22 protein-coding genes and 1 pseudogene are annotated in these 18,939 nt (G+C 52.8%); 15 read left to right on the top strand and 8 right to left on the bottom strand.

Annotation, left to right across the window (positions count from 1 at the left end; translation table 11 throughout):
• Nucleotides 1-15: 15 nt before the first annotated feature.
• Nucleotides 16-810 (top strand): hypothetical protein, encoded by a 795-nt coding sequence (locus tag ABI582_RS19305; protein ID WP_442119971.1) that lies wholly within the window; start codon nucleotides 16-18, stop codon nucleotides 808-810.
• Nucleotides 811-2,247: 1,437 nt separating this feature from the next.
• Here ABI582_RS19305 and ABI582_RS19300 read toward each other — a convergent pair.
• Nucleotides 2,248-2,715, bottom strand: coding sequence for a hypothetical protein (locus ABI582_RS19300; protein ID WP_442119970.1), 468 nt, complete (start codon nucleotides 2,713-2,715; stop codon nucleotides 2,248-2,250).
• On the opposite strand from ABI582_RS19300, the gene ABI582_RS19295 reads away from it, so the two are divergent.
• The 4 genes from ABI582_RS19295 to ABI582_RS19280 all read left to right on the top strand — a co-directional run bounded on the left by ABI582_RS19295 (nucleotide 2,708) and on the right by ABI582_RS19280 (nucleotide 5,370).
• A complete protein-coding gene (locus tag ABI582_RS19295) occupies nucleotides 2,708-3,256 on the top strand; it encodes a hypothetical protein (protein ID WP_442119969.1) in 549 nt (182 codons plus the stop codon). The two genes, ABI582_RS19300 and ABI582_RS19295, sit on opposite strands and share 8 nt — an antisense overlap.
• A gap of 310 nt (nucleotides 3,257-3,566) precedes the next feature.
• The gene (locus ABI582_RS19290) at nucleotides 3,567-4,130 is read left to right on the top strand and encodes a hypothetical protein (RefSeq protein WP_435422030.1); all 564 of its coding nucleotides are present in this window, start codon (nucleotides 3,567-3,569) and stop codon (nucleotides 4,128-4,130) included.
• Between the two features lie 79 nt (nucleotides 4,131-4,209).
• The gene (locus ABI582_RS19285) at nucleotides 4,210-4,938 is read left to right on the top strand and encodes a metallophosphoesterase family protein (RefSeq protein ID WP_442119968.1); all 729 of its coding nucleotides are present in this window, start codon (nucleotides 4,210-4,212) and stop codon (nucleotides 4,936-4,938) included.
• A gap of 60 nt (nucleotides 4,939-4,998) precedes the next feature.
• On the top strand, nucleotides 4,999-5,370 hold the full coding sequence (locus ABI582_RS19280) for a hypothetical protein (protein ID WP_442119967.1): 372 nt from the start codon (nucleotides 4,999-5,001) through the stop codon (nucleotides 5,368-5,370).
• 51 nt (nucleotides 5,371-5,421) lie between these two features.
• Here the strand turns inward: ABI582_RS19280 and ABI582_RS19275 are convergent, their stop codons facing one another.
• Nucleotides 5,422-5,697 carry a hypothetical protein gene (locus ABI582_RS19275; protein ID WP_442119966.1) on the bottom strand — a complete coding sequence of 92 codons (276 nt, stop codon included), beginning with the start codon at nucleotides 5,695-5,697 and terminating at the stop codon, nucleotides 5,422-5,424.
• 129 nt (nucleotides 5,698-5,826) lie between these two features.
• Here ABI582_RS19275 and ABI582_RS19270 point away from each other — a divergent pair, with 129 nt between their 5' ends.
• Both ABI582_RS19270 and ABI582_RS19265 read left to right on the top strand, forming a co-directional pair.
• Nucleotides 5,827-6,168, top strand: coding sequence for a hypothetical protein (locus ABI582_RS19270; RefSeq protein ID WP_442119965.1), 342 nt, complete (start codon nucleotides 5,827-5,829; stop codon nucleotides 6,166-6,168).
• Nucleotides 6,169-6,230: 62 nt separating this feature from the next.
• Nucleotides 6,231-6,542 carry a hypothetical protein gene (locus ABI582_RS19265; RefSeq protein WP_442119964.1) on the top strand — a complete coding sequence of 104 codons (312 nt, stop codon included), beginning with the start codon at nucleotides 6,231-6,233 and terminating at the stop codon, nucleotides 6,540-6,542.
• 694 nt (nucleotides 6,543-7,236) lie between these two features.
• On the opposite strand, the gene ABI582_RS19260 is transcribed toward ABI582_RS19265, so the two are convergent.
• Nucleotides 7,237-7,539: a TIM barrel protein gene (locus ABI582_RS19260; RefSeq protein WP_442119963.1), complete on the bottom strand. Its 303-nt coding sequence runs from the start codon at nucleotides 7,537-7,539 to the stop codon at nucleotides 7,237-7,239.
• Between ABI582_RS19260 and ABI582_RS19255 the strand changes: the two genes are divergently transcribed.
• Nucleotides 7,525-7,962 (top strand): hypothetical protein, encoded by a 438-nt coding sequence (locus ABI582_RS19255; RefSeq protein WP_442119962.1) that lies wholly within the window; start codon nucleotides 7,525-7,527, stop codon nucleotides 7,960-7,962. The genes ABI582_RS19260 and ABI582_RS19255 overlap by 15 nt on opposite strands.
• Before the next feature lie 50 nt (nucleotides 7,963-8,012).
• Nucleotides 8,013-8,339 carry a winged helix-turn-helix domain-containing protein gene (locus ABI582_RS19250; protein ID WP_442119961.1) on the top strand — a complete coding sequence of 109 codons (327 nt, stop codon included), beginning with the start codon at nucleotides 8,013-8,015 and terminating at the stop codon, nucleotides 8,337-8,339.
• A gap of 83 nt (nucleotides 8,340-8,422) precedes the next feature.
• Here ABI582_RS19250 and ABI582_RS19245 read toward each other — a convergent pair whose 3' ends face one another.
• The gene (locus ABI582_RS19245) at nucleotides 8,423-8,899 is read right to left on the bottom strand and encodes a MaoC/PaaZ C-terminal domain-containing protein (protein ID WP_442119960.1); all 477 of its coding nucleotides are present in this window, start codon (nucleotides 8,897-8,899) and stop codon (nucleotides 8,423-8,425) included.
• Nucleotides 8,900-9,129: 230 nt separating this feature from the next.
• On the opposite strand from ABI582_RS19245, the gene ABI582_RS19240 reads away from it, so the two are divergent.
• From ABI582_RS19240 to ABI582_RS19220, 5 genes are all read left to right on the top strand, one after another.
• The gene (locus tag ABI582_RS19240; RefSeq protein ID WP_442119959.1) at nucleotides 9,130-10,155 is read left to right on the top strand and encodes an AraC family transcriptional regulator; all 1,026 of its coding nucleotides are present in this window, start codon (nucleotides 9,130-9,132) and stop codon (nucleotides 10,153-10,155) included.
• A gap of 275 nt (nucleotides 10,156-10,430) precedes the next feature.
• On the top strand, nucleotides 10,431-11,783 hold the full coding sequence (locus ABI582_RS19235; protein ID WP_442119958.1) for an MFS transporter: 1,353 nt from the start codon (nucleotides 10,431-10,433) through the stop codon (nucleotides 11,781-11,783).
• 27 nt (nucleotides 11,784-11,810) lie between these two features.
• The gene (locus ABI582_RS19230) at nucleotides 11,811-12,539 is read left to right on the top strand and encodes a nitroreductase (protein ID WP_442119957.1); all 729 of its coding nucleotides are present in this window, start codon (nucleotides 11,811-11,813) and stop codon (nucleotides 12,537-12,539) included.
• A 16-nt stretch (nucleotides 12,540-12,555) separates the two neighbouring features.
• Nucleotides 12,556-14,208 carry an AMP-binding protein gene (locus tag ABI582_RS19225; protein WP_442119956.1) on the top strand — a complete coding sequence of 551 codons (1,653 nt, stop codon included), beginning with the start codon at nucleotides 12,556-12,558 and terminating at the stop codon, nucleotides 14,206-14,208.
• 99 nt (nucleotides 14,209-14,307) lie between these two features.
• Nucleotides 14,308-15,570 (top strand): OprD family porin, encoded by a 1,263-nt coding sequence (locus ABI582_RS19220; RefSeq protein WP_442119955.1) that lies wholly within the window; start codon nucleotides 14,308-14,310, stop codon nucleotides 15,568-15,570.
• Between the two features lie 46 nt (nucleotides 15,571-15,616).
• Here ABI582_RS19220 and ABI582_RS19215 read toward each other — a convergent pair whose 3' ends face one another.
• Both ABI582_RS19215 and ABI582_RS19210 read right to left on the bottom strand, forming a co-directional pair.
• Nucleotides 15,617-16,693, bottom strand: coding sequence for a CaiB/BaiF CoA transferase family protein (locus tag ABI582_RS19215; RefSeq protein WP_442119954.1), 1,077 nt, complete (start codon nucleotides 16,691-16,693; stop codon nucleotides 15,617-15,619).
• Nucleotides 16,694-17,155: 462 nt separating this feature from the next.
• On the bottom strand, nucleotides 17,156-17,545 hold the full coding sequence (locus ABI582_RS19210; RefSeq protein WP_442119953.1) for a helix-turn-helix domain-containing protein: 390 nt from the start codon (nucleotides 17,543-17,545) through the stop codon (nucleotides 17,156-17,158).
• Between the two features lie 162 nt (nucleotides 17,546-17,707).
• On the opposite strand from ABI582_RS19210, the pseudogene ABI582_RS19205 reads away from it, so the two are divergent.
• Nucleotides 17,708-17,890, top strand: a pseudogene (locus ABI582_RS19205) (hypothetical protein); the annotation flags it as partial.
• Here the strand turns inward: ABI582_RS19205 and ABI582_RS19200 are convergent.
• On the bottom strand, nucleotides 17,873-18,346 hold the full coding sequence (locus ABI582_RS19200) for a response regulator (RefSeq protein ID WP_442119952.1): 474 nt from the start codon (nucleotides 18,344-18,346) through the stop codon (nucleotides 17,873-17,875). The pseudogene ABI582_RS19205 and the gene ABI582_RS19200 sit on opposite strands and share 18 nt — an antisense overlap.
• 158 nt (nucleotides 18,347-18,504) lie before the next feature.
• Nucleotides 18,505-18,795: a response regulator gene (locus ABI582_RS19195; RefSeq protein ID WP_442119951.1), complete on the bottom strand. Its 291-nt coding sequence runs from the start codon at nucleotides 18,793-18,795 to the stop codon at nucleotides 18,505-18,507.
• Nucleotides 18,796-18,939: the final 144 nt, after the last annotated feature.

The following is an 18,939-nucleotide window of genomic DNA, read 5'->3' as shown; positions in this document are numbered from 1 at the left end:
TTAGGAACGTTCCCAGTGACCTCGCTTGATCTAGAGGCGGCTCGCGAAATATTGGAGGGCCGGCATGGCTTCCAATATTTTAGTCAGTTGCGCCTTAGCCTAATTAAAGAACTTTTAGAGCCTAATGTTACAGGGTTAGGCCAGATTCTGCTCCTTACAGGCCCTTCCGGTGCGGGTATAAGTACATTATTGAAAGCTCTTTCTGAACATCCGGAATTCTATGGTGTGAATGTCCCGACCAGTGTCCTTGACTATGAATACAGAATGACCAATCACATCATTCGTGCTTATGGATTTTTCACTCAGTTGGGGAGAGGCAAGGGCGTTCCATCGGTGTTAAAAGAGTACGTACAACTTACTGGGAAAGGTAAGATCATACTGGATGATATAGATTGCTTATCATCAAGATCTTTTGAATCAATAGTAGAAGAGCTGCAATGGTTTCAGGGTGCGCAGGTGGGATTCAACTTGATAATTTCATCTAGAAATCCACAGCTGCTTCGAATTATTTCGAAAAAATTGAAAGGTATACGATTGATCTCGCTAGAGCGTAACTTGCCTGAGCCAGTTTGTATTGAGCTTGTTAACAATTTTTGGGCTTGGTGTAATGCTTCATATTGTTTGAAATTCCAAACTCCTAAGATTTTAGTCGAGATCTGTAGAGGTCTCAGCTTCGATTTAGACTACGTCATGAGCGCTATCGAATGCATTTACGTGTATCAGGCTTGTTGTGGAATGGAAGCTGGGCACCACCATATAATCTCTCTCGAAGAAGCTAGGTTCGAAGTGGAGTCGCTGATTTATGCTTAAGCAAATTCAAGGCGAAAGCTTATCATCTTTAATGTGGAGGATGCATGATGAGAATTTGGCGCCCGAACTATTCCAGAGTCCTGCCGTTGCTAGTGAGTGGGACGATGATCCTGATTTCATAAAAACAAGTAAGTTAGCGCAATTTTTTTTGGAGGGAGGCGGAGTTATAGCCTATGACTACCAGATCGAACTGTGTGCATCTGATACTATAGTGCCGATAGGGTTCAGAAAGTCATATTGTTACGAGTGCCTTGCCCAAGCGCTATCAGAAACACGCACATTCGCCTGGAAGTTTGAGTGGCGGGCTCTGATGGCCCCTTTCTGCTCCTATCATAATACTTTACTCCGAGATGCTCATGAAAGCGTAGCTATGAGCTTCGATTTTGGTAGAAAAATATTTGAAAGTCATTGGTGTGAGGACAGCTTCAAAGAACGCCATGATCTGGCAGTTGAGCACGATCTAGAACTGCTGAAGCTTGGTTCGCGGTGTCAAAGCTACATACTCTCTAAACGGTCGGTAGTAACGCCAGGTAATAGAGCGCAATTCGATAAGTTTATCGTTGCGCTAATGCGCGCTGCTCTGATGCCATTGTTTCACCAGTGTTACTTTCAGACGACAATGTCAACATGGCGCGGGTCTGAATGTTTTCCTGGGCGAAACAATTTTTACATAAATTACTACTTTGAAATATACAGGGTGTCTACGTTTGCAAGGGGTAGAGCGTTAGTGTTAGTTGGATTGATGCTAGGATGCATTTCTTCGGATGAGCTACATGCATCTGTGGGAAGGAGTCATTATATGATCACATCGGTTAGAGATGTATGGCGTCAGATAGAATCTGATCGTCAATTAAATAATTGCCTTGCGTACGAGTTATCCGTAAACGCCACCTCAGACCTGTCGCTAATGGATTTGATCAGAAATGTATAAGTATATTTTTCCAGTGTATCTGAGGCCAAGCTTCACAGTTCTGTCAGCTGACGGCTATGCCAGTTCAACTACGACCATATGCTTTGTGATAGACTCTTCGTTATTAACGGTTTTAGGATGGGCTGCTTGTGTCGGCCCGCCCGACATTCATCTTTATAATCGCGCTATAATGCGACTCAAGAAATCGAGGTTGAGGCGGGGCAAAGATAAAACAATTAATAATTTTGAATGTATGTTACCTCCAGTTTCCAAGTGGGGTTATATGAATAATCAAAAAAATGTCACTGAAAATTCATTTTTTGCCGGGCCGAGTGGTTATGCTCGATCCTACATGTCCGAGCGCTACGCAGAACCATTGCTGCGCGCGCTCTATAATTGGGATGGAAGGATCCTTCGGCAGATTTGTGACCCATACCGTATTTCCACCAGGGCTTTGGAGTCCATTATTAACACAGCGATTTGCAGCTATAATTCTTCTCTACAATGAAGATTAAGTGGGCTTGCTTCTATTTTCTCCATAATCTGTTCACGGTGCTTTGAGGTGCGCCCAAAATCTCGATGACTTCCTTTTGTGTTTTTCCTTGAGACTTAAGTGCCAATATTTTTTCCAAAAGATGATTGTTTGCCTTTCTGCCTCGCAGGTGAGGGATCAATTTCCCTGCTTCAAATTGCTGAGTTACAGCTGTAGAGATTCCAAGGGAATCCAGCTTCACCAGTTCCTCGCGAATTTTTTCGATTTCAGTTTCAGTAGAACTAGGGCCAGGGTGGCTTGATGCTAGCACCAGCAGCGTCGTGGGAGCGACGCCAAGGCCTGTGCTTAGACGCTGCAATGTGTCTACTGTGATACCTCCAGTGCCGTTCTCGAGCTTGTGGAGGTTCGTGCTGCCCACACACCCATTGAGATCTTCCCGGGTAAGCCCTTTCACTAGCCTTATCGCGCGGATCACAGCCGCCAGGGTTTCCCGCGTGAGCATTGATTGCATCCCCAAAATCGAGAATACAGCCACATCAGCCAAACCCACGCCATTGCCTAATGCGTATGTATTTGGGTATTATCAGGGCGACTTCGGCCGATGGCATCCGTGCCGCGGCCAGCAGGGGCTCAAGCGGGCGGGGCATGATGGGGATGGAAAAGTGTTTGTAACCAGTAGGAACGAGCTGCAGGGGCAGTTTAACGCCCCGGATGGGGCCCGAATGCTCTGGAGAACTGTTGATATCAGCCGGTGCGAGTACTTATTTTTGCTCGAGGGTATGGGTATCGAGGACGGCTGCATAGGGCCAGTAGCGCACTATGTCACCGACGTTCCGACCGTACAAAAAATGCGTAGCGCCGAGCTGGGCAATTTCCTGAGCGTAAGTAAGATTCACCTGATCACGCCTCCCGAAAAAAATCAACACGGATCGTACGTTATGGAACTCCTCTCTGAAATCAGGATATTGGGGGATACAGGGGCTCGCCCGGTTTACGAATTCGTCACCAATGATGGACGTATTTATTCGAGCGACCGACCATAGCACACTGGTTTAACGGATGCGTTAGCCGTGGGATAGAGGGGCGGTACGTTTGATATTTTGGCAAAAATCGCAAACCCGCCGAGGGCCGTAAATTGTAGTGACCGATAAGTTTATCCATTAGTTTGCGAATAACAGCCTTCCTGTCCTTCAAGTTTTGAACCCCAGCTAGGCCTGGGCGATGAGTAACGAGACAATTCCAAAAGGCAATGCTGTCTATTCGTTTATTGCGTAGCTAATCCAGCAAATCGATACACGCTGCTTTCGAGGCGGTGGGGATGCTTGCGCGCTGTAAAAATTGCAGGAGCAGATTTTGTTCAAGTTTGATTGCAGGCAGGTCACTGGGGTGATCGAAACCCTCCATGTCTCGAGCACGGAGCAGGGCACGGTAACGGCCTACATGGTCATCGATGGGCAGGTGCTTCCCAAGGTGCTGCTGCCAGGGAAGATCTATGAGGAGCTCGACAAGGGGCAGCGAGTGACCCTATACGGCATCTTCACCAAGAAGAAGGACAAGATGGAGAACAAGGCCGTCATCTACGCCATGAAGGGCGAGAACGGCACGCTGGTGGCAGCCCGTGAGTATCAGATCAAGGTGCCGATCCTCATCTTGGTGTCTGCGATTCCTGTGATGATTTTGACCTTCATCATCGGCTGCTTCGCCTCCCCGTATTTTATCTACCTGGTTACGGGTAGCGAGAACCCGGATTACCTGGTGCCGACCACCTTCGTCTGGGCGTTTTGGGAAGGCATCATCGCCGGTCTAGTCATGGTTGGTTTTGCGATCAACTTCATCCGGAAGAGCAACGACCCAGAGGGGTGGGCGCCGATCGGCATTGCTGAGCTTTCTCAGCGGTTCAGTAAAGCGTTCAAGTAATTGCTAGTAGCCAGGCCTCCACTCCGTTGGAGGCACTGGATGAGCGATTAGCCTGCCGATACGGAGACCAGGCGATACGATGAGAATCACGGTCTACTCAGATCTCCACCTGGAGTTCATCGACTTCCAACCTCCAGCCACAGATGCTGATTTGGTCATCCTAGCCGGCGACATCTCTGTGCGTGGTCGGGGAGTAGCGTGGGCGAACGACACCTTCGAATGCCCTGTGATCTACGTCTGCGGGAATCATGAGTTCTACAAGGGGCACATCGACCGGACGCTCACCAAAATGCGTGAGCCGGCTGCTGAGCACGTGCACATCTTGGATAACCAGAGCCTCATCATCGGTAAAACGCGCTTCCTGGTCGCCACAGCCTGGACGGATTACACCGCCACGGGCGATTACAAGGCTGCGATGAGGGTGAGTGCGGAGTGGATGACCGACTTCAAGAGGATCCGGATCGGGGAGGGGTACAGCAAGCTTCGGCCCGTGGATCTCATCGCTCGGAACATTGCCACTCGAGAGTTCCTAGCGACAGAGCTGGCCAAGGATTTCGACGGCAAGACCGTGGTGATTACCCATCATTGCCCCATCCAGGATGTCGCCGGCGATGGTCATGAAGGCCATCTTGGCGCGGCGTACTTCAACCAGTGGCATGACCTGGTCGCTCAGGCTGATGTTTGGGTTTTTGGTCACACGCATCACGCGGTCGACACGGTCATTTCCGGCTGCCGACTTGTATCGAACCCGCGAGGCTATCCAGGCGAGCGCACAGGCTTCTCGCCGGATTTCACCATCGAGATTTAATCTGCCGTGGGTGTTGCTCGAGCATCCAGCACCAGGGTCAGAAGTAGGAGCAGAACAACCATGTCAGACGAAGTCGTCATCGAGTACCACGTGAAAGAGTTCTCGGATTTCCAGCTCAAGCGGATCGCTCGTGCCATGGCTCAGCAGTACCCTGTGCCGATCACTGCCTACCTGAGCGATGTGTTCAACTCGTCAGAGTGCGCCGCAGGAATCGTCTTTGGCCACAACGATCCAGGGCCCTACGAGCAGCATGCGAATGGGCACATTTTGCAGACCGCGCCGATCTACGAACTGCGAAAGTTTGGAAGGTTTTGGGTGGTGTTCACGAACAGCGGCAACTATGTGCTGGCTTCGTTCAAGGGAGACTTGGGGAGGAGAAGTTTGAGGGCACTTATTGCAGCTGCTGACAAACCAGATTTGCCAGCTGCTTGATTATGGTAGCCAGGCGCCTCCGTGCGCTGAAGCATTGAATCGAGGAGCAGTTCAAGTGCTTCTTAAGACTATGCGCCTCCGATGAACGCTGCTGAGGATTTTGAAATCTCGAAGTCGGTCGGTTGTGAGATGTCCCGCATCCACTAATCCCTGGATGTAGCCTTCAGCTTTGCCGCGGGCTTCACGCAGGTCAGCTTCAGTGCTGCTGAGGTGGATGTCATCAACGATGAGTTGCCATCGCTGGTTCTGACGAACGCCAATCGGGTCGTCGGAGAACACTGGGGCGGTGAGAAGAGTTTCGTAGTAGCCAGGAACAGGATTGCTCAAGTAGGGCGCTCCGCAGATTGAACCTGCGCAAAGGCTAACATACGCGTGCTCAATCGCCTGTTACTGGTAGGCCTTTTGGGTGACATCTCGTGAGGAGTGTTCAGAGATTGTCATAAGCAGGAGAGAAAAATGATCAAACGGCGAGCGCCGCTTTCCACGTCCAAAATTGTCGATGTCTCGCCATCAGCCATGCCCAGCACGGTTGCCAAGGCGATGCACATCGACTTCGATTTGGAAATCACGGCGTACCTGTCTTCGGTTGAATATGGGCCGCATGAGCTCTTCTTAAGAGGAGTGGTTTTTGGTGACCGTGAGCGGCGTTTTGATGATGGTGATCCCATTCGCACCTCCAACATCGTCACGTATGAAGAGATCCAGGGCTACGTGGTAGCGCGCACCCTAAACAGCACATACGTCATCTGCGATTGGGCGGCAGATGGCGCGAGAGGGGGCTCAAAGGCTCAGCACTAGCACCGCCAGCTGAGATTTTGATTTGGTAATTCACCACCTGACAGCGGCGAGGGGGATAGCAGATGAAAGTCACTAGCGAAACCGATCCAGGTTTAGTCACAGATATCATCTGCGACATGTGCGGCGATTCAACACGCGTTGCCGCCGGCGAGCTGCAGTTCGGGACGATGCATGCGTCTTGGGGAGAGGGCTCTTCACATTGCGGCGAGGAGTACGAACTCCACCTCTGCGAGAACTGTTTTTTCGTCCAAAAATCAACCATGCAGCGCACGCGTTGGATCGGCGTGATGTTTGAGGATGAGGGTGATGAAATCTTGAAAAATCAGGCTTACGGTCTCATTGGGCAGCACAGCGCGTCAGGCGATAAGAAATGATTCATCGAGGCTGAGCTGAATGGCTGGCCGATCAGCTATGGACTGCGGCGTTTTTGGCAGCAAAGATGCCGGCGACTCAAGTCCGAGCAAGATGAGCAAGATGACCAGGATTAGCCCCGATTTTTTGAGCATGACCTCCTGTCTATTGATCGTTATTCTAGCGCGCTGCTTCAATAGAAGCGTGTCAGAAGGCTGAGTTAGTCTCTGGCCTTTGCCCAAGTATCTTGGAAGCTAGGGCCGTCAGAGATAGGCGGTTGAGCTGGCCGGCCAATCTGAATCGTTACTGGGATTGGGAAATCTACTCCTACCATAGCTACTTCCCCTTGCTTCAGTTTGGGTAAGAATGCAGCAGCTGAGCGATCAATTTCACCGCAAGCCCTTTCCACTACCTCACGATCTCGATCATTGGTCAATCTGTGGACGAGTAGGGTACCCATTTGACTAAGCACGCCCTCGGTTATGTCTCGGGGCCGCTGGGTAGCTAGGCAAATGTTGAGACCATATTTACGGCCCTCTTTGGCAATGAGCTCGAAGGCGTCCAGGTTCTGTAGGTCATCTTCACTTCCGACCGTTTTGCCTAGAAAGTTATGAGCTTCGTCGAGGATGGTTATCAATGGTTTCGTCCTGAACACCTCTGCACGGGCGCGCTGCAATAGAAGTCTTCCAATTACGTTGGCGACAACCTCTCGGGCGTTCACTGCTCCTGTTCGTTCACGCCGGATTTCAACGGATGGATGCCATCGCAGATCTGCACGCAGTGAATCGCGCTGCCAGGAATCTTTGCCAGAGTCTCGAGCTTGGATTCACTGCGAACGAAATGGAGCGTATCGAGCACAAGGCCGCCGTTAGGGGCCCCGGCACGCTCAACGATCTCCCAGCCTTGCTCCAGGGACGACACGCCCCACATTGGGATAGGTTGGTACCAACTACCGAGGGCGAATTTTCCGAACAGCTCGGTACTCCATGAGGCGTAGAGCGTTTGATGTTCGTCTCCCACTTGGGCGTCCCGTGCTTCAAGCCACCATTCGGCACCATGACGGCAATCGACCTGACCTCTGGTGAAACCAAGTGGCAAGTGCCTATGGGTACAATCCAGGACGCCCCAGTTCATGGGATCGTTCCAGGCGTAGACATTCCATTGGGTATGCCCACTATGGGTGGCCCGCTGGTCACCAAAGGCGGTCTGACCTTCTTCCATGGCTCCCTGGATTACTACATCCGTGCCTTGGATAACGACACGGGTGAAAAACTGTGGCGTGGTCGACTGCCGGTGGGTGGTCAAGGTGCTCCCATGTCGTATGTTGGTCGTGACGGCAAGCAGTACATTGTTGTAACCGTTGGCGGTGCCACTCGCACGGGCTCCAATGAAAACCGTTGTGACTACATCATCGCCTACGCTCTGCCAGGCGCTGCTAAGTAACATCTGACCCAGGCTGCAGGGCTTCTCTGCAGCCGCTCAGGCCATTCGAAATGCAGATACCATCCGTGTCGGAAGACAAGTGCGGCTTCGGCGATCTTGCCTTGGATACTTCAAGTCGCGAGGTCGTTTGCGGTCTGCGGCGGATTCCTGTGAAGGCCAAATCATTCAGGATATTGGAGTTGCTGGTTCGACACGCGGATCAGGTGGTCAGCCGTCAAACCATTTTCCTGAATGTATGGGGCTACCATTTTGATCCCGGCACGAAAGTGCTCCAGGTTCAACTGAGCTACCTACGGCGTGTGCTTGCAGCAATGGGATGCGCTTTGAAGATTGACACCCACCGTGGCCAAGGCCTTCGGCTTAGAATCTTCTCCTAGGATGAGAGCCGCATTGGCCATCCACGAGCGGGGAGTGCGGAGCGTTGCTCCCGCTTTAGGCAATCGACCTGCTTGGCTTCTGCTTAGCGATTCGGTTGCCTTTTCCAACGTGCTCGTCCAATCAGCACGATGAGGTCATAGGTCAACACCCTACCTGTACCAGCTGCTAGCACTGTGATCGCGAACGTGACCCAGCCGCAGTCGTCTCGGCGAGCGTGCGGCATTGCATTCATCACCTCTACCGTCAGGCTGAGCATATCTCTCGGCCTCACTGGCCGATGCATGATGAAGCTATCGATGCGGTGACCAGCCACGATATGCGTCATGGAGAAGAGCGCATCACAAAGCATTCGCTGAGCAATAGCGAAGGTATGTACGCCGCTTGCACAATGTATCCCAAGGGGGCCGGAAAGCGCTCGTACCGGGTCAGTGTGAATGTAGAGCGGATCATACTGCTTTGCGAAGGCGATGATTTCGTCCTCACCCAAGGCTTCACCTCGATGGTGAGTCCACTCTTGTCCGACTGAAAAATGCTCCCAGAACATAACGCTGGCACTCATGAAAAGGGCCTTCAACAGGTGGGCTGAACATCCTGGAGGTATGGTGGAGAATGAAGCAATGCCCGCTTACCTCAGTTGCTGTGACTTCTAAGGGCAGAACTCCAAAACTTGTTGCAATAAAAAGTGGGTAGGCGTTGACATCTGGCATAGTGATATTGGTACGGTGATCTTCTATGGGATTGCCTGCTTTGCTAGGCCATCCCGGTATTGAGTTAGCGACGGAGCCCCAGATGGAGTTTTCTGCACACAAAGGCACCACGTCTATCAGCCTCGTGCGGGACGCACTTCAGGGAGCAGAACAGCGTGGCCTGGATGTGGCTACCTTGCTCAGCCACGCGCACATAGATCCTCTCTTGCTAGCTCAGAATTACGCCAGGGTGCCTGCCGGTACGTTCTCCCGATTGTGGATTGCGTTGGCTGACTTACTCGACGATGAGTTCTTCGCGGCCGATAGCCATCCTCTAAGAAGAGGAAGCTTCAAGCTGATGGCTCAGCTGGCCTTGGGGTGCGAAACCATTGGACAGGCGCTCAAGCGAATCTTGGCGTTCCTCAGGACAGCCCTTGATGACATCTACGGGACGGTGGAATGCGATGGGGAAAATGTTGCGATAGTTATCCATGACCACGGTGAGCTGCGAAGGGCGTTTTGCTATGGGGCCTGGTTGGTACTCGTGCACGGCCTACTCTGTTGGTTGTGCGATAGGCGTATCCCTGTCCTGAAGCTGACGATGCGGCCTCCTCAGCCGGAAGACGATAGCGACTATCGAATGCGCTTTTGTGAGGAGATCCAGTGGAGCGCAGACAGAACCTCCGCTGTTTTTGAGAAGAGCTTTCTGGAGTACAAGGTTTGCCAAACCCTCGGTTCTCTTCCTGCATTTTTGAAGGGGACGCCAACCAATTTCCTGGTGAAGTACCGAAACGATGACAGCACAAGCATTCTGATCCGGAGGCGGCTGAAGCTTCTCTCTCCGTATAGTTGGCCTGAGCTCGATGAACTCGCCCGCGAGCTGAACATGTCCAGCTCCACCCTACAGCGAAGGCTCTATGCTGAAGGCTTCACCTATCAACGGCTGAAAGACAATCTGAGACGGGATATTTCCATCAGCCTGCTTTGCCAGGCAGGTATGACGGTCGATGATGTTGCCTCAGAGGTCGGCTTCATTGAGACCAGTGCCTTTCACCGGGCATTCAAGAAATGGACGGGCATCACCCCTGGTGCCTACAGGCGCTCCTTGCGTAGGCCTCGAGGTGCCTAGCCCTCTGTGTTCGGGCTGATCATTTTATCCGCAGTGTGAAGCCAGCTCGTTTCCAAAAATGCCCGTTCCGGTCAAACAGAACGATGCCATTGGGCATGGTTGGTAATTGCCGTTAGGCCTACGATTTTTCTCAGGCGCCTCCCAGTGCGGGCGACTCACAACTCCCCCGACTAACAATCGGAATCACGCGTACTTGTACGTGTGGTCGAGTTGTGCTGAATCGCTATACGTATGTGGACTTCAAAAGACAAAAATAAGATTGAAGGAGACACGGTATGAGTTCTTTGAATATGTACACGGTGGCCGGAGAGTCAAAGTTCAATCGCTTTCATGGATTGATTCTTTTTTGGTGCGTGTTAATTCTTATAATTGATGGTTACGACTTGGCGGTGGTTGGCGCCGCTCTGCCAGCAATCATGGCTGACATGCAAATTGACGCTACCAGTGCTGGTGTTATGGCTGGCTCAGCGCTGTTTGGCACAATGCTCGGGGCAATTTTCCTGGGCACTCTGGCAGATCGAATCGGTCGGCCAAAGATGATTGCAATCTGTGTAGCTCTCTTCAGCGTATTCACCGCTGCGGCAGGTCTCACTGACAACCCGCTCACCTTCAGTATCATGCGCTTCATCGCCGGCCTGGGGATCGGCGGCGTGCTCCCTATCTGCACGGCGCAGATGGGGGAGTTCTCTCCACTGAAAGTTCGCACCCGCCTGGTGACCATCGTTTTCGCGGGCTATTCGGTGGGCGGAATTTTGGTAGCGCTCACGGGTAAACAACTGATCGAAAGCTACGGCTGGCAATACGTGTTCTACGTGGCGGCCCTGCCAGTAGTTTTGATTCCCTTCATACTGAAGACCATGCCCGACTCCATCGGCTTCATGTTGAAGCAAGGCCGGCAAGACGAGTTGAAAGTCATTGTCCGTCGTCTCCGTCCTGACCTTATGATCAAGGACGACACTCAGCTCGTCGGCAACCCTCAAATTATCTCTGCCCAAGACAAGCCTGTACGAAGCCTTTTCCAGGAAGGGCGTGGGTACAGCACCGTCATGATTTGGTTGGCATTCATGACCGGACTTTTCATGGTGTACGCGCTCAACTCATGGCTCACCAAGCTGATGGCCATGGCGGGCTTCAGCCTCGGCTCCGCCCTGAATTTTGTCATCGTGTTCAATCTCGGTTCGATCTTCGGTGCCATTTTCGGTGGCTGGCTCAGCGACAAGTTCAGCATCAAGCACGTCTTGGTGGTGTTCTACGTAGTGGGGGCTGTTGCACTCACGCTGCTGGGTTATACGCGCTCTACTGAACTGCTCTTCGTCGTAGTGTTCATCGTGGGTGCCTCGACGCTCGGTACCCAGCTCCTGGCCTATGCATACGCCGGAGATTTCTATCCCTCCACCATCCGCTCCACTGGGGTCGGTTTTGCGTCGGGCGTCGGTCGCATCGGGGCGATTGTCGCGCCTGTTTTGATTGGTGCCCTCGTATCGATGGCCCTGCCCCTGGAGCAGAACTTCATGGCCATCGGTCTTGCCGGCCTGATTGGTGCCGTTGCTGTGACCATGATCAACCAATCTCGCGCGGACTCCGCTGTGGTGAGGAAGAAGGCCACTGTTTCGCACGATCTGACCTAACCGTAAATCTGAGAGACAGGTTCAAAAATGCTTACTGATCGCTTGCGCAAGTCACCGGTAGGTTCGGACGAGACGGCTCGCTTGATCGACTGGGCAATTGTCTCACGTCGGAGCATAAGGTCGTTCCTTACTACTCCCGTACCTCGAGAGGAAATTGAAGCGATTCTCAACGTGGCTCGCTATAGCGCAACGGGAGTCAACATGCAGCCCTGGAGAGTGCATGTTGTTACAGGTGAGATGAAGGCTCGGTTGTCCGCTGCACTCACCGAGGTTGATGACCGTCCGGATGATGACCAGAGTTTTTCTGATCCCTATGAGTATTACCCGAGGGAGTGGACGTCCCCCTACATTGAGCGACGAAGGGAAGTGGGTTGGGGGCTCTATAGCCTGCTGGGGATCAGTCGAAGCGACAAGCAAAGAATGCATGAGCAGCATGGCCGGAATTATCGTTTCTTCGGGGCGCCGGTTGGCCTGTTCTTCACAATCGACCGCGTACTCCAGGAAGGAAGTCTGCTGGACTACGGAATGTTTCTGCAGAACATCATGATCGCGGCCCGGGGAAGGGGATTGCACACCTGTCCCCAAGCAGCATTCCTCAAATATCACAGCATCATCTCTGAAATGCTGGGAATACCCGATAGCCAAATGCTCGTCTGTGGGATGAGCCTGGGTTATGCGGACGATGACAGTATCGAGAACACTTTAGTTACTGGCCGTGAACCAGTGCGCGCATTCACTACCTTTCACTCAGAATAAAAAAGAGGTTCAGCGAATGAAATACAATGCCTATGACAAGGGGCTAGACCGTGGCCCTGCAAACCATGTCCCGCTAACACCTCTGGGTTTTTTGGAACGAGCGGCACTCGTTCATCCAAACAGAACTGCTGTTGTACATGGTGAGCTGCATAGGACATGGCTTGAAACTCGAGATCGCTGCTATCGCCTGGCATCCGCTTTGGCTAACTTAGGGATCGGGCGTGGTGACACTGTTTCGATCATTTCCCCTAACACTCCTGCTATGTTAGAGGCTCACTTCGGTGTTCCACTAGCAGGCGCTGTCTTGAATCCGCTGAATTACCGCCTGGATGCAGATGGCCTGGCTTTTATTCTTCGTCATGGTGAGTGCAAGCTGCTCCTCGTCGACCGCGAATATGCAGAGGTCACTAAAAAGGCCTTGAGCATGCTGGAACGGGCTCCCATGGTCATTGATATCAATGACCATTTGGCAGGCCCTGGTTTCCCAATCGGCATTACTGACTATGAGGGTCTGCTGTCGTCGGGTGATATCCAATATCCGGGTAAGTGGCCCGAGTCCGAATGGGAACCTATTTCGCTGAACTACACCTCCGGAACGACTGGTGATCCGAAAGGTGTTGTAGCTAGCCATCGCGGAACGTATCTGATGAGCATTCTGCAGATGACGAACTGGCCGCTTACAAGAAATCCAGTTTATCTCTGGACGCTGCCAATGTTCCATGCAAATGGATGGTGCTTTACCTGGGCGATTACTGCCGCAGCGGGTACTCACGTATGCATGAGAAAGGTGTCGGCTGAAAGGGTGTTTGACGCCATTCGTAATCACAATGTCGATCACTTCTGTGCGGCACCTATTGTGATGGCCATGATCGCGAATGCAACCGATGCAGAGCCGCTGACGCGGCCTGTGAAGGTTCTAACCGCAGGATCACCGCCGCCTGCTGCAATCCTCGACGCGGTTGTGTCCCTCGGCTTCGACGTAGATCACGTCTATGGCATCACCGAGGTTTCTGGTACGCCTATCAGTTGCGTCTGGCAAGACAATTGGAGCGACCTGCCACAATCGGAACAAGCTTCGCTTCGGGTCAAACAGGGCGCCAGGGCAGCTGCTTTCGAAGCCTTGATGGTGGCTGATCCAGACACCTTGGAGCCGGTGCCGCACGACGGTCATACTCCAGGTGAGGTGCTGTTGCGTGGCAATACGATGATGATGGGCTATCTCAAGAACGAGGCGGCTACTCAGGCAGCGTTCAAGGGTGGTTGGCTGCACACTGGGGATATTGCAGTCGTCCATGAGAATGGTTACATCCAGATCACTGACCGTTGCAAGGATGTAATCATTTCTGGGGGTGAGAATATTTCATCCATCGAAGTGGAAGAAATAATTTATCACCATCCTTCGGTGCTGTATGCCTCAGTTGTTGCACAGCCTGATGATACCTGGGGTGAGGTGCCATGTGCGTTCATTGAATTAAAGCCAGGTCATGTCCAACCGTCGGAGCGTGCAATTATTGAGTTCTGTCAGGAGCGACTAGCGCGATTTAAGTGTCCTCGTCGAGTGATTTTCCAAGAGCTTCCAAAAACTGCGACTGGCAAGGTTCAGAAGTTCATTCTTCGAGAGTTGGCCGGAAGTCGAGATGCAATCACTAGATTGACGTCTAATGGTTAATCCGTCAGCAGGGGTTTGATCCTACCCAGGGTCGGCATTTACATGGGTCGCTGATGTGCGGCCCATGCTCAAGCACACAACAAGAACAAGGTGCCTGTGATGTCTATTGTTTTTAAAAAGTCGTTAGTGTGTTCTGCTGCACTGTTGGTCGCGCCTTATGCTTCTGCTGCGTTCGTCGAAGACTTCAAAGGCAGTCTCGAGCTTCGAAATTTCTATTACAATCGTGATTTTCGCAATGATGGGGCCGCACAGTCCAAGCGCGATGAGTGGGCACAAGGCTTTATTCTGAACCTGCAGTCTGGATTCACAGAAGGGCCAGTGGGTTTTGGTATCGATGCCATGGGCTTGTTGGGGGTTAAGCTTGACTCTAGCCCTGACAGAACGGGGTCTGGGCTGCTTGCCTACGATTCCGACAGAAATGTGGAAGACGAGTACGGAAAATTTGTGGCCACCGCTAAAGCGAGGGTAGGCAAGACTGAGTTGAGGATAGGAGGGGTGAATCCTCTGATGCCTCTCCTCTGGAGCAACAATAGTCGCCTACTGCCTCAGATTTTTCGCGGCGGTTCTCTGACCGTCAACGACATTGATAAATTGACGGTAACGGCTACAAGGGTCAACGCTGTGAAACAGCGTAATTCCACCGACTTCGAATCACTCACAGCGTTTGGCTACGCCCCGGTCGAGGCTGATCACTACAACTACCTAGCATTTGACTTCAAACCTGCGAAGGACATGACATTCAGCCTGCACGCCGCCGAGCTTGAAGACCTCTACAAATCCTACTTCGGCGGAATCAAAGTCATTCAGCCGTTTTTGGAGGGCAATGTAATCGCGGATGTTCGCCTCTTCGATGCCAGCGAGACCGGCTCCAAAAAACTGGGTGAAGTGGATAACCGAACGCTGAGTAGCTACTTCGCCTATAGCATCAAGGGGCACACCATCGGGGGCGGTTACCAGAAGGCTTGGGGCGACACGCCATTTGCGTTTGTAAACGGCACAGATACCTACCTGTTCGGCGAATCGTTGGTCAGCACATTCACTGCCCCCAACGAGCGCGTCTGGTTCGCGAGGTATGACTTTGACTTCGCTGCTTTGGGTGTGCCTGGCTTGCTGTTTACCACCAGGTACATGAAAGGTGATGATGTTGATCCTGATCTGCTGACAAGTCGCCAAGCAGCTTCCCTCCGCCTCAACGGGGAGGAGGGGAAAGAATGGGAACGGGTCACTGACATTTCATATGTCATTCAGAGTGGGCCGGCAAAGGGGGTTTCGTTCCAATGGCGTAACTCCACGAACCGTTCGACCTACGCCGATAGCGCTAATGAAAATCGATTGATCATGCGTTACACCTTCAACTTCTAAAGTAGCGAAGTGGGCCGGCTCTGCCGAGTCGGCTCTTCCTTCCCACTCACTCCCAGTCGAAGGGTTCGCTCTCTCCCGTTTGAATTGCACCAGGGGTTCGTGAAAAACGAGGTGCGGGAGCTACATGGAGAACGCCATCTCGTTCCTGGTAGATATTTCTGTCTCGGATATGAGGATGCTCTACCGCCTCAGCGAACGACAGCACAGGAGCGAAGCAGGCGTCAGTCCCTTCAAGCAATGAGCACCACTCTTCTCGTGTACGAGTTGCAAAGAGCTCGGCCAGGCGTTCGGACTTTTGCATCCAGCTGCTTGAGTCTGACTCCGGGTCAATCAGCTGTACCGAAGCGCCGATTGCCTGAAGCAACACTCTCAAGAACTGAGGTTCCAGTGCGCCTACAGCGATCATCTGCCCATCGGCGCAACGGTAGCAACGATAGTTTGGCGCGCTTCCTGACAAAACGTTTTGGCCCCTAGCCAAACTGATTTTTTTACTCGGGATCAAGCCTGTGAAAAAGCTCATCATTGAGGACACGCCATCAATCATTGCCGCGTCAATCACCTGACCCAGGCCTGATTTCTCCCTTTCCCAGAGTGCACTCACAATACCGAACGCCAGGTACATCGATCCGCCTCCGAAATCGCCAACTAGGTTAAGGGGAGGGCGTGGGCATTCGGAGGGATCACCCATGGCTGCAAGCGCGCCGGTGAGAGCAATGTAGTTAATGTCGTGACCGGCGCTTTTGGCTAGCGGCCCTGTTTGGCCCCAGCCTGTGACACGTCCGTAGATCAGTCGTGGGTTAGCTGCGTGTGCTTCCTTCGGCCCCAGGCCGAGGCGTTCCATCACTCCGGGCCTGAACCCCTCGATTACTACGTCTGCTTTCTGAAAGAGCTCGAGGCACTTCTCCTTGCCAGCACTGCTCCTGATATCGATGCTGATTCGCCTTCGCCCCCGGTCGACCACCGGATTGTCCCAGCCATTGCCGAATTCTTTCTCGATGCTGAGCACTTCGGCACCCATGTCGGAAAGTAGCATCGCACAATGTGGGCCTGGCCCAATTCCCTTGAACTCTAAGACCTTCAGGCCCGCAAGGGGCCCTTGGCGACAATTGCTCGACTTCATCACTCACCACCTCTTTTTATCCAGTACCTCGTTTGCTGACTCCGTTGTTCATTCCATGCAGCCGTCACATTTTCAGAAGGCCATACCGCCTATTCAACGTTCGGAGAGGTCACTGTTTTTGAGGTTTTTGGGCATACGGGGTGGAAACAGCATGATGTCTCCATCGCCATCGGAAGGTACCTACCTTGCGGTTACACGACCTTCAGGGCGGAGTCATATTCGGAGCTGGTGGATCGAGTGGGCGAGGCTGTCTGCCGCTACTTTGGGGACGTTCTAGGAGGGCAGCCGGAATGGCTGGGGCGAGGTCTCATCGAATCCTGGGCAAAAGAAAGCCCGCTGGGGGCGGGCAAGGGAGCTTCTATCACACGTAGGGATAGCTAACGTTCCCACACCGCATGTGAAAAGGACGTGAAGATGCGGTGTCAGACGACAAGGACAGTGACTAGCCCTGCACGACGTTGGAAGTCAGTCGTCCGAGACATGATGCCAAAACCGACGCAACGTCGACTCCGGCATCCCCAGCTGCCTTGCGGCCTCAATCTGAGTGAGTCCTTTTGCTTTTAGCTTTTGGACTGCCTCCAGCTTTTCCCTTGCTCCTGAGATGTTCATGGGAGTCAGCCGTTCTGGCTCGGTGGGGAGAGAGGCGTCAGCTAGATCCAGGCCCTCAATCTCAGCTAGCGAAGTAAGAAGAATTTCTCGAGCCGTGCGACGGTCGTGAGAAGCAATGGTCAGGGCTACGAGGGTGACGGCTTCAATCTCAAGCCCAGCAGCGAGCTTATAGCTGGTTTCAAGGGAAACGGAGCTCTTAGCCAGCTCCAACTTACTCACTGTCTGCTGATTCACATGCTTGGTCATGGCAGGCTGAGTTAAGGGTGCGGCGAACTCACCTACCGAACTCCCGCTTTAAGGGCGATGGTGTCCGCGTATTTTTTTTGCGGACGCAATCTCCCTTATCGCCAGGATTTCCATGCGCCAACGAGGCTCTTATCCGAACCACTCTAAGCTCAGGTCGTTCAGGAATGCCTGCAACTTGGCGAGAAGGTGTCCAGTGTCGCCATCAGCCACGGCATCAATGCCAGCGTCATCCGCAAATGGATGCCGCTCTATCGAGATCAGCCCGTAGCAGCTTCACTACCGGCATTCGTCCCGCTAAAAGCCGCACCTAAACGGTCAGCCGAAGCGTCAGTGATCATTGAGTGACCCACGGCCGGGCAAGTGATCACGGTGAAATGGCCAGCCTCGGATCCTGGGGGTTGTGCGCTGTTTAAGGTGAGGCACCACCAGCGCTAATAGCGCTTCCACCGTCCAGGGCTTGGGTAAAAAGCTGACTCCGTGAGGCAGTGAGTCATTTATAGCCGAATGATAACCACTGGTGACGATGATGCCTGCCCTCGGGAGTTTAGGACGAGCCAGGGCAGCGAGCTGGAGTCCCGAAGCACGCCCGGGTGTGCGTACATCTGTCATGACTACGGCCCATGGCGGCTGTTGATCAAGCAAAGCGATTCCTTCATCGGCAGTAGCCACTGCGGTTACCGTGGCGCCAAGGTCTTCCAGCATGAACGTGATCAGATCCCGCAGGGCTGGTTCGTCTTCAATCAGCAAGACAGCGGCAGGTAATGCAGCGCTGGGTGCTGCAACAGCAGGTAAATCATTCATCAGGGAGCTCGCGAGATGCGCACGTCCGAAAAACCATCCATCCTTGATCCGCCCTAGCGGCATGGTGACGTGCGATATCACTACGACATCGCAGTCATGGGAAAGATTCAATCAGGTGTCTCATGACCGATTCTGGTAACTGCCTGGTTGCAAAAGCGTTACCAGGTGCCTCGGCGCGGTAGCGTCACTACCTTATCGATCATCGCGATGAGGTCTGAAACTCCCCACGGTTTTGGCATGAACATAAAATGAGCAGGAAGCTGGGAAGGATCAATGACCACATCGCCCGACGTCAGGATCACCGGTAGCGTGGGCCACCTGCGCCAGATTTCCTGAGCCAGCGCGGTGCCGTCCAGGCGTCCAGGCATGTGGATATCGGTGGCCACCAAGGTGTGCGTTTCATAGTGAGACAGACGATCCAGCGCCTCGTCAGCATTTGCACAGGCCACTATGTTTACGGCTAGGGTGACGAGAGGCTCTCGGCGGTGAGGTCTCGCAGTAAATCATCGTCTTACACAATCAGAATGCTTTTTGGCATAAGCGGTGTACTCGCTTCTCAAATGCATTAGGGCACCCCGTGTTTTTTACGTTGC

The sequence above is a fragment of the Pseudomonas sp. SAS7 genome, assembly GCF_052112345.1.
Classification (GTDB): domain Bacteria; phylum Pseudomonadota; class Gammaproteobacteria; order Pseudomonadales; family Pseudomonadaceae; genus Aquipseudomonas; species Aquipseudomonas putida_Q.
Note: the sequence above shows the minus strand (reverse complement) of the source record. Positions and strands in the feature narration are given on the sequence as shown.

Bases quoted from the DNA above. Each gene is read 5' to 3' on its own strand.
- ABI582_RS19210 (WP_442119953.1), bottom strand. From the start codon at position 17,545: ATGACCAAGCATGTGAATCAGCAGACAGTGAGTAAGTTGGAGCTGGCT.
- ABI582_RS19270 (WP_442119965.1), top strand. From the start codon at position 5,827: ATGATCAAACGGCGAGCGCCGCTTTCCACGTCCAAAATTGTCGATGTC.
- ABI582_RS19255 (WP_442119962.1), top strand. From the start codon at position 7,525: ATGTTCGTCTCCCACTTGGGCGTCCCGTGCTTCAAGCCACCATTCGGC.
- ABI582_RS19230 (WP_442119957.1), top strand. From the start codon at position 11,811: ATGCTTACTGATCGCTTGCGCAAGTCACCGGTAGGTTCGGACGAGACG.
- ABI582_RS19225 (WP_442119956.1), top strand. From the start codon at position 12,556: ATGAAATACAATGCCTATGACAAGGGGCTAGACCGTGGCCCTGCAAAC.
- ABI582_RS19265 (WP_442119964.1), top strand. From the start codon at position 6,231: ATGAAAGTCACTAGCGAAACCGATCCAGGTTTAGTCACAGATATCATC.
- ABI582_RS19285 (WP_442119968.1), top strand. From the start codon at position 4,210: ATGAGAATCACGGTCTACTCAGATCTCCACCTGGAGTTCATCGACTTC.
- ABI582_RS19245 (WP_442119960.1), bottom strand. From the start codon at position 8,899: ATGAGTGCCAGCGTTATGTTCTGGGAGCATTTTTCAGTCGGACAAGAG.
- ABI582_RS19235 (WP_442119958.1), top strand. From the start codon at position 10,431: ATGAGTTCTTTGAATATGTACACGGTGGCCGGAGAGTCAAAGTTCAAT.
- ABI582_RS19220 (WP_442119955.1), top strand. From the start codon at position 14,308: ATGTCTATTGTTTTTAAAAAGTCGTTAGTGTGTTCTGCTGCACTGTTG.
- ABI582_RS19240 (WP_442119959.1), top strand. From the start codon at position 9,130: ATGGAGTTTTCTGCACACAAAGGCACCACGTCTATCAGCCTCGTGCGG.
- ABI582_RS19300 (WP_442119970.1), bottom strand. From the start codon at position 2,715: ATGCTCACGCGGGAAACCCTGGCGGCTGTGATCCGCGCGATAAGGCTA.
- ABI582_RS19200 (WP_442119952.1), bottom strand. From the start codon at position 18,346: ATGAATGATTTACCTGCTGTTGCAGCACCCAGCGCTGCATTACCTGCC.
- ABI582_RS19280 (WP_442119967.1), top strand. From the start codon at position 4,999: ATGTCAGACGAAGTCGTCATCGAGTACCACGTGAAAGAGTTCTCGGAT.
- ABI582_RS19250 (WP_442119961.1), top strand. From the start codon at position 8,013: ATGCAGATACCATCCGTGTCGGAAGACAAGTGCGGCTTCGGCGATCTT.